Annotated in this window: 12 protein-coding genes and 1 pseudogene; 7 read left to right on the forward strand and 6 right to left on the reverse strand. The window is 54.3% G+C overall.

All coding sequences use genetic code 11. The features are described from left to right. Positions 1 to 870, forward strand: coding sequence for a copper homeostasis membrane protein CopD (copD, locus tag ACWKXN_RS08860; protein WP_047061088.1), 870 nt, complete (start codon positions 1 to 3; stop codon positions 868 to 870). A gap of 16 nt (positions 871 to 886) precedes the next feature. Then, entirely contained in the window at positions 887 to 1,225 is a 339-nt protein-coding gene (locus ACWKXN_RS08865; RefSeq protein ID WP_454543648.1) for a YebY family protein, read from the forward strand. A gap of 439 nt (positions 1,226 to 1,664) precedes the next feature. Here ACWKXN_RS08865 and ACWKXN_RS08870 read toward each other — a convergent pair whose 3' ends face one another. Beyond that, positions 1,665 to 2,561 carry a glycosyltransferase family 17 protein gene (locus ACWKXN_RS08870; RefSeq protein ID WP_039263645.1) on the reverse strand — a complete coding sequence of 299 codons (897 nt, stop codon included), beginning with the start codon at positions 2,559 to 2,561 and terminating at the stop codon, positions 1,665 to 1,667. Between the two features lie 173 nt (positions 2,562 to 2,734). After that, complete coding sequence (locus tag ACWKXN_RS08875) at positions 2,735 to 3,676, reverse strand: VirK/YbjX family protein (RefSeq protein ID WP_033145838.1); 942 nt, start codon at positions 3,674 to 3,676, stop codon at positions 2,735 to 2,737. 166 nt (positions 3,677 to 3,842) lie between these two features. On the opposite strand from ACWKXN_RS08875, the gene pphA reads away from it, so the two are divergent. Continuing rightward, positions 3,843 to 4,487 (forward strand): protein-serine/threonine phosphatase, encoded by a 645-nt coding sequence (gene pphA / locus ACWKXN_RS08880; protein WP_033145837.1) that lies wholly within the window; start codon positions 3,843 to 3,845, stop codon positions 4,485 to 4,487. Positions 4,488 to 4,521: 34 nt separating this feature from the next. Here the strand turns inward: pphA and ACWKXN_RS08885 are convergent, their stop codons facing one another. The 4 genes from ACWKXN_RS08885 to yebS all read right to left on the reverse strand — a co-directional run bounded on the left by ACWKXN_RS08885 (position 4,522) and on the right by yebS (position 10,273). Beyond that, a complete protein-coding gene (locus ACWKXN_RS08885; RefSeq protein WP_008500472.1) occupies positions 4,522 to 4,761 on the reverse strand; it encodes a YebV family protein in 240 nt (79 codons plus the stop codon). Positions 4,762 to 4,867: 106 nt separating this feature from the next. Further along, entirely contained in the window at positions 4,868 to 6,310 is a 1,443-nt protein-coding gene (gene rsmF, locus ACWKXN_RS08890; RefSeq protein WP_454543649.1) for a 16S rRNA (cytosine(1407)-C(5))-methyltransferase RsmF, read from the reverse strand. A gap of 77 nt (positions 6,311 to 6,387) precedes the next feature. After that, entirely contained in the window at positions 6,388 to 9,021 is a 2,634-nt protein-coding gene (locus ACWKXN_RS08895) for a PqiB family protein (RefSeq protein ID WP_039263642.1), read from the reverse strand. Further along, positions 8,990 to 10,273 carry a membrane integrity lipid transport subunit YebS gene (gene yebS, locus ACWKXN_RS08900; RefSeq protein ID WP_023312213.1) on the reverse strand — a complete coding sequence of 428 codons (1,284 nt, stop codon included), beginning with the start codon at positions 10,271 to 10,273 and terminating at the stop codon, positions 8,990 to 8,992. Before yebS ends, ACWKXN_RS08895 begins: the two co-directional genes overlap by 32 nt. Before the next feature lie 132 nt (positions 10,274 to 10,405). Between yebS and ACWKXN_RS08905 the strand changes: the two genes are divergently transcribed. The 4 genes and pseudogenes from ACWKXN_RS08905 to ACWKXN_RS08920 form a co-directional block, all read left to right on the forward strand. Next, entirely contained in the window at positions 10,406 to 10,903 is a 498-nt protein-coding gene (locus ACWKXN_RS08905; RefSeq protein WP_008500476.1) for a GAF domain-containing protein, read from the forward strand. A gap of 96 nt (positions 10,904 to 10,999) precedes the next feature. Beyond that, the gene (gene proQ / locus ACWKXN_RS08910; RefSeq protein ID WP_014884292.1) at positions 11,000 to 11,686 is read left to right on the forward strand and encodes an RNA chaperone ProQ; all 687 of its coding nucleotides are present in this window, start codon (positions 11,000 to 11,002) and stop codon (positions 11,684 to 11,686) included. A gap of 19 nt (positions 11,687 to 11,705) precedes the next feature. Beyond that, complete coding sequence (gene prc, locus ACWKXN_RS08915) at positions 11,706 to 13,754, forward strand: carboxy terminal-processing peptidase (protein WP_454543650.1); 2,049 nt, start codon at positions 11,706 to 11,708, stop codon at positions 13,752 to 13,754. 193 nt (positions 13,755 to 13,947) lie between these two features. Continuing rightward, a pseudogene (locus tag ACWKXN_RS08920) lies at positions 13,948 to 14,251 on the forward strand (protease HtpX); the annotation flags it as partial.

The raw sequence follows: 14,251 nt of genomic DNA on the forward strand, positions 1-14,251 counted from the left end.
ATGCTGGCGCTGTGTTATATCGGGCTACGCTTTATCCATTTTGGGGCGCTGATGCTGGTGTTTGGCAATGCGCTTTACAGCGTCTGGTTTGCTCCTTCCTCTCTCCACCGTCTGCTGTCCCGGCGATTCCAGTCGCAGCAGAAAGTGGCGGCCTTAGTGAGCCTTGCGGCAGCGGTCCTGATGTTTATGCTGCAGGGCGGATTGATGGGCAACGGCTGGGGAGATGTGTTTGCGCCACAGGTCTGGTTCAGCGTGATGGGAACCCGGTTTGGCGGCGTCTGGCTGTGGCAAATAATCCTCGCTGCGCTGACGGTCGGTGCGGCATGGCTTGCGCCGCTGAAAGGTTCGCGTCTGCTGCTGCTCGCAATGGGCCAGCTTATCCTGCTGGCTGGGGTAGGGCACGCGGCGATGAACGACGGTCCGACGGGGGCGCTGCAGCGTCTTAATTATGCTTTTCACCTGATATGTGCCGCCACCTGGCTTGGCGGATTACTGCCCCTGCTGTTCTGCATGCGTCTGGCGAAAGGGCGCTGGCAGAATGCCGCCATCTTTACCATGATGCGCTTCTCGCGCGTGGGGCATTACGCCGTTGCGGGCGTTCTGCTCTCCGGGGTGATAAATGCGCTCATGATACTGGGCCTCGATATTCCCTGGCAGGCTGGCTACGTGCGGTTTTTGTTGTTCAAATGTGCGCTGGTGGCGTTGATGGTGGTAATTGCGCTGGCAAATCGGTATTTTCTGGTGCCACGGTTTCGTCCGGAGAGCGGGCGAGCACAACAGATTTTTATCAGGATGACACAGGCAGAAGTGGTGCTGGGAGCGCTGGTGCTGGCAACGGTCAGTCTGTTCGCCACCTGGGAACCCTTCTGACAAGGTTAAATATCATATGAAAAAGACAGTACTTTCTCTCTTATTGCTGGCCTGTATGGGGAGCGCGCTTGCCGCACCGCAGGTCATCACCGTGAGTCGTTTTGAAGTGGGTAAGGACAAATGGGCGTTCAATCGCGAAGAGGTGATGCTGACCTGCCGTCCAGGCCATGCGCTGTATGCGATCAACCCGAGTACGCTGGTGCAATACCCGCTGAATGATACCGCAGAGCAGCAGGTAGCCAGCGGCAAGAGCAGCGGCCAGCCGATTAGCATTATTCAAATCGATGACCCGGCGCATCCGGGACAAAAAATGAGTCTGGCACCGTTTATCGAGCGCGCCGACAAGCTCTGCTAACGTTCGGGTTTCCAATAAAAAACCGCAGATGCTTGCGAAAGCACTGCGGTTTTTCACTTTTAATGATGCTCTGGCGCTTTTTTTCCGACCGCTTTTGCTGTGGACTGGAAAACCTGGCGTCGTCATCTATTCTTAAAAGGCAAGGCGACTTAGCCTGCATTAATGCCAACTTTTAGCGCACGGCTCTCTCCCAAGAGCCATTTCCCTGGACCGAATACAGGAATCGTATTCGGTCTCTTTTTATCTGTTTGTTTTTCAAAGCATTGTTCGGTGTTGACTCTAAATCACCCGAAACTTTCTCGAACATTCCATATCCTGTCTAAACCATAACATACTCAGGACCGCGTGCGTCCAGGGTTTTTTGGGATCTTTGTTAAAATTTTGTGGCCGAGCGACCGCTGAGCAAACGCCTTCTGGCGAGCAAAAGGGCAGCCCTAAGTTAAATAATGAACGCGCTGAATTTGTCTTTGTGGCGGACAATGTACTCCGGGAAGTTTTCAACCGTTAGCTCTTGCTTGATTAATGTCCTGTCCCGACCCCAGATATCTTCCGCATTTTTAATGACCTTCATGATGTGTTCCGGGTTGTTAAACTCAGGAAGATCGTATTCAGTATGGGATATGGTCGACATTTTTTCTGAGATGCGCTCGGGGGTCATTACCCACGAGAAGTGCCAGCCACCATTGTCAATAATGCTGTTGTTAATCTTGAACCAGTTCCACTTTAGCCAGGACCAGTTTTTAACGCTTCGGGTGCGTTTAAGATTCCTGAATGATTCAGGTTCGCCGCCAAAGAAACTAACGAGATTTTTATATTGTGTGGCTCGCGGTAATTTACATTTTCTTGGCGTGTTGTCAGTATTAAAAACCTGCAGGTTGAACTGATAATTATAGAAATTCTGATAAATAGTGGTGCAGAGCTTTTTGGGATTTATCGATGCTACCACCTGTGGTGAAAATATCTCATCGACATCGGAAACTAAAATCAAATCATCATCGTTGGCATGCGTCAAACCCTGCATGATGGCATTCCTCTGCGCGGCTTCATTTGCCCACGCATCCACCACCATTCCCTCTGGCAGACCCGGAATCACCTCCCGAGCAGGGTGTGATTCTTCAGCGGCTTTCGTAATCGGTTCTTTATCATGAACAACGTAGATAATTTTATCTTTAAACTGGCTGTATTTATTAATGTCAAAATGCAGCGGCCTCTTTTTACCGGTAAAGGTATGCGTTGACTCAACGATAACGAAGCGATCGACAACGTCCGCGAGCGTGTTTAGCCTGATTTCGAGAAGCATATCTTCATCGTAATATAAGAAGCAGTCATAGATCATTACCGAAGTCCCTCATTTTTGCGCCCACATTGCGCTCTTCCCAACGCATTCGCCGGTTTCATTTCGCGCAATGCTAACTGAGCGCCCTCGCCCTGTGCAATAGTGGGCTGCTTTATCATTCTTTTTTAAACGGAATGCATCCGCTATGCAGTGAGCGAAGACGCTGGCCAGGCTTAAAAGTGGGACTTAACGGATGCCTCTATTTCATCGAGCAGCTCAAAGCGACGGCGGTATTCGGCGCGTTTTTTACTGGCAATTTCTTCAAGGGATTTACGCTCCATCTGCAGCGGCAGTTGCCAGCAGAAGCTTGAAAGTTTTTTACCGTCCAGAGACGCCCAAAATTCATCGTAGCTGGCGTGGAAATGGCGGCCTTTGCTCAGGCGATATCGCAACGCGCGGAAAACGTGCCCTTCATCGCTGACGGCAAAAATCGCCCGGACAGATGACTGTGCAGCCAGCTGAAAAAGAACTTCCATTAACACGCGCTTAGGGAACAGGCCGTGACAGGCGCGGGTGGCCTGCTTAATGACGTCTCGCGATACGCTGCGGCGGGGCCCCTGAAGCCCGCCGATGACCATGACTTGCTGGCCGTTACTGCGCGCGACGCTAAAGGTCAGGCTGGCCAGCAGCGTATCCTCGTTGTCGCGTAGCCACAGCGTGCTTTCGCCTTCGCGCTCGGCTTTCCCCGCAGAGGAGGCATTGACCGTATAGGTTACACCGTCTTTGGCGTGGAACTGCACAACGGTTTGCTCCTGCGGGCTGCTCAGGGCCTGAGCGAGACCGCTCTCTCTCAGGCTATCAATCCAGTAGTAATGGTTGACGATAGCGTCGGCGCGATCGTTAGCCGTCAGGCCGCGCATCAGATACTGTCGGTGGGTCTTGCTGGGCAACGTAATTTGAGAGGCCAGCAGCCTGTCGAAATCGTCGCGACCCGAAAGGGCTTCCAGCATGCGATGGGTAGAAGACCAGAACAGAAGCGAGCGTAAAAGGAACTTCAGGCGATATTCGCGTTTACGCCAGATTGGACCCGGCACGCGTTTGCCGTTCACCAGCTCGGAAATAATGTTTGTGCGATGCGGATAGAAAACATCGTTATGCAGGTGCGTATTAGACACGTGAAGACCCCTCTTTTTTTATACCCTTATTCTAAAGAGCCAATAAAAAGGGATTAATAGCGCGAGGATCTTTATTTCTGTTTGGTTTACCGTTTGTTTCACTTCGTGACGACCGCGCCGGTCTGTCGCCTTTTCTGCGGCGGCTATACTGTTTAAAGGAGGTTCTATGTATCAGCGAATTGAAGGTGGGATGTGGCGTCACGTCTGGGTTGTCAGCGATATACACGGTTGTTACCAGTGGCTTATGGATGAGCTTAAACGCCGTCACTTTAACCCGTATGAGGATTTGCTTATTTCGGTCGGGGATGTGATCGATCGTGGCCCTGATAGCGTTAAATGCCTGCAGTTAATTCATGAAAAATGGTTTCGTGCCGTGCGGGGAAACCATGAGCAAATGGCTCTCGACAGTCTGGATAATAACGATTTTTCACTCTGGACGATGAATGGCGGAATATGGTTTTCGCATCTTGAACGCGACCAGCAACAGCTGGCCCTGTCGTTGCTCGACGCCTGTCGCGATTTACCGCATATCATCGAGATAACCTGTGCGAACGGTCTGAATGTGATTGCCCATGCGGATTATCCAGCCGCGGAATACCGGTGGCAAAAACCGGTTAGCGCCCAGCGCGTCTTATGGAACCGCGACAGGCTGATGGGATTTATGGTGGGCAAAGGAGAGGGCATCAGCGGCGCGGATCATTTCTGGTTTGGGCATACGCCTCTCGACAGAAGATACGATTTTAATAATCTTCACTACATTGATACGGGGGCTGTTTTCGACGGTTACTTCACGCTGGCGCAGCTGCAGTAATAAATAACCCGCCTTCGGGCGGGTTCTCTTTAGGTCAGGCAAGACGCATGACCCAGGCATCGGTTTTACTATCGTAATGCTCGCGGTAAAGGACAGAATGTTCGCCATCAAGTATTGCCGGGACGCTGGTGTCTGCATCCCATGCATCAAGCTGCATGCACAAATCCGGGTCGGATTTGCAGGGAATACTTAACGTTCGATCGCCTTGTGCTTCGCCGCGCAGTTCTGCGTCGTCGATCTCAAAAGCGCCAATACGCACGCTGGTTTTCGTCATAGTGCTCTCCGGGTCGGTTGTCAAAATCTGGTATGACCAGTGCGATCACCCATTTTTGATCGTAGACAAGGAGAGCAAAATCGCCAGTAAAAAAATGCGCTTTTTTTCAGGCTGTGCGATCGTTACCGGTAAACAGACGGCCGTCCCGAACCAGCTCGCGCGGATAGCTGTTTTTCAGCCTTGAGCCGACCTTTTTTGCCAGCCCCAGCGGATATCCCTGATACGTCACTATCACTTCATCGCCTGATGGCGTGCTGTCCGGATAGACATCGCGGCCACGGTACCACTCTTCGGCTTCCTGATGCGTCAGGGCAAAGGTATTCTCGCGTCCGGCAAGGGCGATAACGGCCTCATGCTGCCAGCGATACCCTTTATTATGCACTTCCGCCAGGCGGATCCCGATTCGCGAAAAACGGACCTTTCCGATAAGCGGCTCGATCTGTGCCGGGAACAGCCATATCTCTTTATCACGCATCCAGGGGTGCAGGCTCTCATCCCAGACCAGCCCAACCTTTTTGGCGGCGGCTTCAAGCTGTGCTGCATCGCGACCTTTAAGAGGGGAAAACGGGAAGTTGCCGACCTTGAATTTAGGTGCGGGCAGGGGAGCAACCGCCTGCGTTTTACGCAAACGCGCCACAAAAAAACCTTCGCAGTCGTAAATCTGCGGGAACACGTGAAGGAAACCCTCCGGCGTGACCGCCTCCTGTGCCGAGGCGAACAGGCCGTTAAGCGGCAGGAACTCAACTGCCTCCGGGTAGTTCGCTTTCAGCCACAGGCAGACGTCTTCGTTTTCATCGCGGTTTAAGGTGCACGTTGAATAGACCAGCGTGCCGCCAGGGCGCAACGCGTGAAATGCGCTCTCGATCAGCTCGCGCTGCGTGGCGGCGATCTCAAGGTTGCTCTCAACTGACCAGTTTTTTAACGCGTCGGGATCTTTACGCACCACTCCTTCGCCGGAGCAGGGCGCGTCCAGCAGAATGGCATCGAAGGCTTCCGGTAAAGCGGCGCCAAACACGCGTCCGTCGAAGTGCGTCAGGGCAACATTATGAATACCGCAGCGGCTGATGTTGGCATGCAGCACCTTCACGCGGCTGGCGGAAAACTCGTTGGCGAGGATCGCCCCGTGGTTACCCATTCGGGCGGCAATTTGCGTGGTTTTTGAGCCAGGAGCGGCGGCAACATCCATCACGCGTTCAGGCGCATTGCCATCGGCGAACAGGGCGGCCACCGGCAGCATCGAGCTGGCTTCCTGAATATAGAACAGGCCGCTCAGATGTTCAGCGGTACTGCCCAGCGGCAGCGAGGCTTCGTCATCGCGTTCGATCCAGAACCCCTCGGCGCACCACGGGACCGGCGTAAGCTGCCAGCCGTACGGCGAGACCAGCGCCAGAAAATCCTCGACGCTGATTTTCAGCGTGTTGACGCGAATACTTCGGCGTAACGGACGCTGGCAGGCGGCGATAAAATCATCTAACGACAGGTGAGAAGGAAGCGCCTCGCGCATCTGCGCCAGGAATTGTTCAGGAAGAAATACGGAGTTTTGAGCCACGGGCACACCACAGGGAAAAGTTCAGGTGCGCAGTGTAACATAAAGGCTCCGGTGCGTTGACACCGGAGCCTTTCAGATTAACGCGGCAGGGCGGTTCCCCATTCGCGCCACTCTTTCGGTTCGCTTTCGAGCAGCAGGAAGTGTTTACCCGGCTGCGCTTTCGGCGCCAGCGGCGTGCCCGGCGGCGTGGCAAACGCGATACCGCCGCGAATGAACTGGTTGAAGGTGCCGGTTTTCACCACGCCTCCCGTCAGGCCAAAGTCCAGCGAATAGCCTGATGCCAGCCAGAATACCGAGTTATTACGGACCAGGTGCTGGTAGCGTTCGCTGATGCGTAACGCCACCATTACGCGGTCGGAGAGCGTACCGAGCGTCAGGCCCGTGACCGTACCCACTTCAATGCCGCGGAACAGAACCGGGGTGCCGATGCTCAGCGAGCCCGCTTCCGGCACTTCCACCACGATGCTCAGGCCGCCAAGGTAGCGCGAGTCGGTGATTGTGGCTTCCTGAAGCTCGAAATCACGACGGGCATTGCCCTGGCCCGGCTCAACGTTGATGTACGGCTGCAAAATGGTGTCGAGATGCTCAACGCCCGCGGCCGAGATCTGCGGCGTCACCACCGAGAAGCGCGAACCCGTGCGGGCGAAGGTCTGCACATATTCCGGGTACAGCACGGCGGTGGCCTGCACCTCGTTGCGCGAGGTAATCAGCGTCAGCTTCTGGATTTGTCCAATATCAATGCCCAGATAGCGGATTGGCATGCCTTCCGCCAGCTTACCGGCATCAAACGCGTGCAGGGTAATCTGTCCACCCACGGCACGCGCGGCGGTTTCGGACGGGAAGAGAATACGCTTATCACCTTTACGCAGATTCGCCCCCGCGCCGCTGAGATTATCGAAGCTTATCGCGCCGCGCAGCGCGCGTGAGAGCGGGGAGGCCTGCACGGTCAGCCCGTTACCGTTAAGCTGAACTTTCGCGCCGCCTTCGGCCCAGAAGACGCTGTTTGGCGTTAGCAGCTTGCGGTACTCCGGCTTGATATGCAGTTCGATATCAAACGCGTCCGCACGCGGGCGAACGGCGATCACTTCCCCAACTTCAAACTTGCGATACAGCACCACGGATCCTGCCTGTACGTCCGGCAGCGTCTCGGCGCTTAATGTCAGCGTGGTGGTAGGGAGATCGCTCAGGCTGTTTTCAACCGCTTTCTCCAGGTTGGCATACAGCGGATAGCTGTCGCGAACGGGGCCTTTATCACCGGGCAGAATGCGGATGCCGCCGTTAACCCATTCGCTGGCGCTGGCGCCGAGGAATTCCACGCCGTCCAGTCCCACCTTCACATCGACGCGACTGTTCACCACGAATTTGCTGTCACCGTGCACCAGGTCGCTGTACTGCGGATCGATGGCGACCGAGAAGGTCACGCCATTCGCGGAGAGCTTACGCTCCAGCACCTGGCCGACCTGCACGCCGTGTAAAATTAACGGCTGGCCGGCTTCGATTCCGTAACTTTCTGGCGCATTCAGCGTGACGGTCACTACGCCCGGCTTTTGCAGCAGGGATTTATCCGCCGGGGCAATCACGAAGCTATTGCTGGGCTCACCTTCACCGGGGATGAGTTCAAACGTATTGCCGGTCAACAGCGTGCTGAGGCTGGCATCGTTCAGGGAGAGCTTTGGACTGCGCATTTCGATACGCGTTTTCTCGCGCAGGAGGTCGACCACGCTCGGGTCGACAGTCATTTCTCCTGTGACCGAGCCGCCCGGGTTGAGCGTCATTTTGGTGAGCTGACCAACCTGCAATCCCTGATACATCAGCGGCGTTGAACCCGCTTTTAGCCCCTTAGCATCGGGCAGAGCGAGTTTGACGATCACGCCGCGCTGGCTGTGCGCCAGGTCTGCGTACAATCCAAATGAGTCATCCGCGGTGGCAGGGCTTGAGTTTTCCGGGGAGTCAAAAGCAATGGCACCATTCACCAGCGCGGCCAGACTCTCCAGCTTCACTTTCGCACCGCTCAGGCTGAGGTCCGCATCCACGCCGGAGACGTTCCAGAAGCGGCTGCCTTTTTTCACCAGATTGGTGAAGCGACGCTCGATCAGCACGTCGATGGTGACGCCCTGTTTATTCGGGTTGATCGCGTAATCGTACACGCGGCCAACCGGGATTTTGCGGAAATAGACCAGCGAACCGCTGTTCAGAGAACCGAGATCCGGCGCCTGCAGATGAATCATTAAATCGCCGTTGTTGAGGCGGTACTTGGGCTGTGTATCCAGGGCAACAAAGTGATCCTGCGGCTCTCCTTTACCCGGCATCATGCCGATATAGTTACCGCCCACGAGCGCATCCAGCCCTGACACGCCCGCCAGAGACGCTTTTGGCGTGACCAGCCAGAACTGCGTTTCGCTGCGCAGGGCATCCTGCATGTCAGATTTAATACTGACCCGCACCTGAATCTTGTTCAGCCCTTTTCCAAGGGAGATGTCCTGAACCGTACCCACTTCAACCCCCTGGAAGCGAACGGGCGTTCGCCCGGCGACGATGCCGTCGGCGGTCTGGAAATCAATGGTGACGGTACTCCCGCGATCTTCATAGCTCGTCCAGATCAGCCAGCCTGCAATCATCAGGGCGATGACGGGCAGCAACCAGAATGGCGAAATGCGGCGTTTTGTTTTAATTCTCGCTTCAGTCGGCGAAGCGGGGGTTTCCTGACTCATGTGCATCCCAAAGTAAGCGGCTATCCAGCCATTCCACAGCAAGAATAGTCAATATCACCGCAGAGCCGAAATAAAAAGCCGCGGGTCCCATTGTAAAAGCAAGTAGCTGGTCGCGATTGATGAGCGACATCATCAGCGAAATCACGAACAGATCTAACATTGACCAGCGGCCAATCCAGGTGACGAACCGCAGCAGCAGAATGCGGGTCCGTAAGCCTTGTTCACATTTAAAGTGAATGCTGATGAGCAGGGTAAACATCACCACCACTTTGGTAAAGGGAACCAGGATACTGGCAATAAAAACGATCGCCGCCACCCCGACGTTGCTGTGCGCAAGGGAGATAATCCCGGAGAGGATAGTATCCTCCTGACGCCCGCCATTCACGTAAATGATGGAAATCGGCAGCATATTGGCTGGGATCAGAAACACCAGGGAGGCGATCAGCGCGGCCCAGCATTTTTGCAGGCTGTTGTTGCGCCGCAGTCTCAACGGAATGTGACACCGCGGGCAGCGCCCACGCGCGTCGGGCAAGCCGGTATAGTGGCATCCCAGACAGACGCGCAGATTTTCATCAGGACGCGTGGCGGGGCGCTGAGGGTAAAATCGCTCCCAGAGCTGTTCAACGTTCAGGTGGATCAGAGTCAAAATACTCAGCAATACCAGGCTGATGAAAGCAAAAAGTCCGATGCCGGGCTGCAAAAAGGCGTAGTCCTGCACCTTTATTGACGCAACGCCCACGCCCACCAGATAAATATCCAGCATCACCCACTCTTTGAGCTTATCCAGCATCAGCAGAACCGGGCGAAGGTTCATGCCGAGAATATTACCAAACCACAGATAGGCAATGGCGGCGACCAGCACCAGCGGCGCACCAACGGTGCAGAACAGCACCATGGCAGCGGTGATGGGATCGCCCTGACGGGTCATCTGCCAGATACCCTGCAGCACGTTGGCGTCAATGCGCACGCCAAGCAGGTAGAGTTTCAGCAGCGGTTCGCTCCAGGCGAAGGGCATTAGCAGCAGCATGGTGACGGCCATGGCGGCGAGGCGGGTGAGCGACCAGTCGCGGCCGTCGCGAATTTTGGCGTCGCAGCGGGGACAAAAGGCACTTTGGTGCGATTTCATCTTCGGCAACATAAAAAGCGTATCGCACTGGGGGCAACGCTGATAATGTGCACGTGGCAAAGCTTCGCTCACCGTATGGACAGTTATCTTTCTTGTCGGCGTAATTTTGGTTGTTTTTAAGGCCATCAGCTGCGCACAAATAAGTATTGTTGAAAGTTATAATAACTCATGAACGGATTCATCTTGAGCATGAGCGCATTTAATGCTTATTTTAATAGGCTATGCGGTAAATTTGTAAGACAACTAAGTGATTGAATAATGAACAAAACAGAATTCTACGCGGATCTGAACCGCGATTTTAAGGCATTGATGGCGGGTGAGACCAGCTTCTTAGCCACTCTGGCAAATACTAGCGCATTGCTGTTTGAACGTCTCTCTGACGTGAACTGGGCCGGCTTTTACCTCCTGGAAGGTGAAACGCTGGTGCTCGGCCCGTTCCAGGGCAAACTGGCCTGCGTGCGTATTCCGGTAGGGCGTGGCGTATGCGGCACGGCGGTGGCCGAAAATCAGGTCCAGCGTGTGGAAGACGTTCATGCGTTTGACGGGCACATTGCCTGTGATGCCGCCAGTAATTCTGAAATCGTTCTGCCGCTGGTGGTCAAAAATCAGATTATTGGCGTTCTGGATATCGACAGTACGGTCTTCAGTCGCTTTACAACCGAGGACGAACAGGGGCTGCGCGAGCTGGTGGCGAATCTGGAAAACGTACTCGCTGCAACCGATTATCAAAAATTCTTTGCGAGCGTCGCAGGATAATCAACGGATAACGTAGCATTTACTGATAGCGTCATTATAATGACGCCTGTTCATGCCTGCGCTTGTTGGCAACGTCCGTTGTAATCAGGAAATTTCATGGAAAATCAACCTAAGTTGAATAGTAGTAAAGAAGTTATCGCATTTCTGGCCGAGCGTTTCCCGCAGTGCTTCAGCGCGGAAGGTGAAGCTCGTCCCCTGAAAGTCGGTATTTTTCAGGATCTGGTGGCGCGTGTTGAAGGGGAAATGAACCTCAGCAAAACTCAGCTGCGTTCCGCCTTACGTCTTTATACTTCGAGCTGGCGCTACCTGTACGGTATCAAACCTGGCGCGACCCGCGTGGATCTCGACGGCAACCCGTGTGGTGAGCTGGACGAGCAGCACGTTGAGCACGCGCGTAAGCAGCTTGAAGAAGCCAAAGCACGCGTTCAGGCACAACGTGCAGAACAGCAGGCGAAAAAACGCGAAGCCGCAGCGGCAAACGGCCAGGAAGAAGCGCCTCGTCGTGAGCGTAAACCACGCCCTGCGCCGCGCCGTCACGATAATAACGATCGCAAACCGCGTGCAGACAAACCAGCAGCAAAAGCCCCGCGCGCCCCTCGTGAAGAGCCGCGCCATACGCCGGTTTCTGACATTAACGCCCTGAGCGTAGGTCAGGCGCTGAAGGTAAAAGCGGGTAACAATGCTATGGACGCCACCGTACTGGAAATCACCAAAGATGGCGTTCGTGTACAGCTGACTTCTGGTATGTCAATGATTGTACGCGCAGAACACTTGTTGTTCTGAAACGGAGGCCAAGCCTGGCATGAACACTTTTTTTAAGCTCACCGCGCTGGCGGGCCTGTTTGCCATAACAGGTCACGCTTTTGCAGTGGACGATATCACGCGTGTTGATCAAATTCCGGTTCTCAAGGAAGAGACGCAGCACGCGACGGTGAGCGAGCGCGTGACCTCACGTTTTACCCGCTCGCACTATCGTCAGTTCGATCTCGATAAGGCCTTTTCGGCCAAAATCTTTGACCGCTATCTGAACTTGCTGGATTACAGCCATAACGTTTTGCTCGCCAGCGATGTCGAGCAGTTCGCTAAGCGCAAATCCGAGGTGGGTGACGAGTTGCGTTCTGGCAAGCTGGATCTGTTCTACGATCTCTACAACCTGTCGCAAAAGCGCCGCTTTGAACGCTATCAGTACGCGCTGAAAGTGCTGGAACGTCCGATGGACTTCACCGGTACTGACACCTTTAATCTGGATCGCAGTAAAGCACCCTGGCCGAAAGATGAAGCCGAGTTGAATGCGCTGTGGGACGGTAAAGTTAAATACGACGAACTGAGTCTTAAGCTGACCGGCAAAGACGAAAAAGAGATCCGTGACACGCTGACGCGTCGTTACAAATTCGCCATTCGTCGTCTGGCGCAGACCAACAGTGAGGATGTTTTCTCACTCGCGATGACCGCCTTTGCGCACGAAATCGATCCGCACACCAACTATCTCTCTCCACGCAACACCGAACAGTTCAATACCGAGATGAGCCTGTCTCTGGAAGGTATCGGCGCGGTGCTGCAGATGGATGATGATTACACGGTGATCAATTCCATGGTCGCGGGTGGCCCGGCATCCAAAAGCAAAGCGATTAGCGTAGGCGATCGCATTGTGGGTGTAGGACAAACAGGCCAGAACATGGTCGACGTGATCGGCTGGCGTCTCGATGACGTGGTTGCGCTGATCAAAGGTCCGAAAGGCAGCAAGGTTCGTCTGGAAATTCTGCCTGCCGGTAAAGGCACCAAAACCCGTATCGTTACCCTGACCCGCGAGCGTATCCGTCTGGAAGACCGCGCGGTGAAAATGTCGGTGAAAACTGTGGGTAAAGAGAAGGTGGGTGTTCTGGATATTCCTGGCTTCTACGTGGGCCTGACTGACGATGTGAAGGTTCAGCTGCAGAAGCTTGAAAAGCAGAACGTCAGCAGCATTATCATCGACCTGCGCAGTAACGGCGGCGGGGCGCTGACGGAAGCGGTTTCACTCTCCGGTCTGTTCATTCCATCTGGTCCGGTGGTTCAGGTGCGCGATAACAACGGTAAAGTGCGTGAAGATGCCGACAACGACGGTGTGGTCTACTACAAAGGCCCGCTGGTGGTCCTGGTTGACCGCTTCAGTGCTTCCGCGTCTGAAATCTTTGCCGCTGCAATGCAGGACTATGGCCGCGCGCTGATCGTCGGTGAGCCAACCTTCGGAAAAGGCACCGTTCAGCAGTATCGCTCTCTGAATCGTATTTACGATCAGATGCTGCGTCCGGAATGGCCTGCGCTGGGCTCGGTTCAGTACACCATTCAGAAATTCTACCGCGTGAACGGCGGCAGTACGCAGCGTAAGGGCGTAACGCCGGACATCATGATGCCGACAGGCACGGAAGAGACCGAAACCGGCGAGAAGTTTGAAGATAACGCCTTGCCGTGGGACAGCATCAATGCCGCGACCTACGTGAAAGCGGGTGATATGACGCAATTTGGCCCTGAACTGCTGAAAGCGCATAACGAACGCATCGCGAAAGATCCGGAGTTCCAGTACATCATGAAGGACATTGCACGATTCAATGCCCTGAAAGATAAGCGGAATATCGTTTCTCTGAACTACGCACAGCGTGAGAAAGAGAATAACGAAGACGATGCAACCCGCCTGGCGCGTATCAACGATCGCTTCAAGCGCGAAGGTAAGCCTCTGCTCAAAAAACTGGACGATCTGCCAAAAGATTACCAGGAGCCGGATCCGTATCTGGACGAGACGGTGCATATCGCTCTCGACCTGGCGAATCAGGAAAAAGAGAAACCTGCCGTACAGCCCGCTCCGGCAAAATAATCACCCAACAGGCACAAGGAATTGTGCCTGTTTCTTTTTGTTCTTCATCCTTCCGTCAGCCAGATTTCCAATTGTGTAAAGTTGTGTCTTTCTGGTGACTTACGCCCGCCGGATGCTTGAAAATAGCCGCAATACCCATACGATGTGGGTAATCGCATAGTGCGTTTTGTTAAACTGAGGTAAAAAGAAAATTATGATGCGAATCGCGCTCTTCCTGCTCACCAACCTGGCGGTCATGGTGGTTTTCGGGCTCGTGCTAAGCCTGACAGGAATTCAGTCGAGCAGCGTTCAGGGTCTGTTGATTATGGCGCTGCTGTTTGGTTTTGGTGGCTCGTTCATCTCCCTGCTGATGTCGAAGTGGATGGCACTGAAATCGGTGGGTGGTGAGGTTATTGAACAGCCGCGTAACGATATGGAACAGTGGCTGATGAATACGGTGGCTCAGCAATCCCGTCAGGCCGGGATCGCCATGCCGCAGGTGGCGATTTACCATGCCC

Source organism: Enterobacter sp. UPMP2060 (assembly GCF_053709655.1).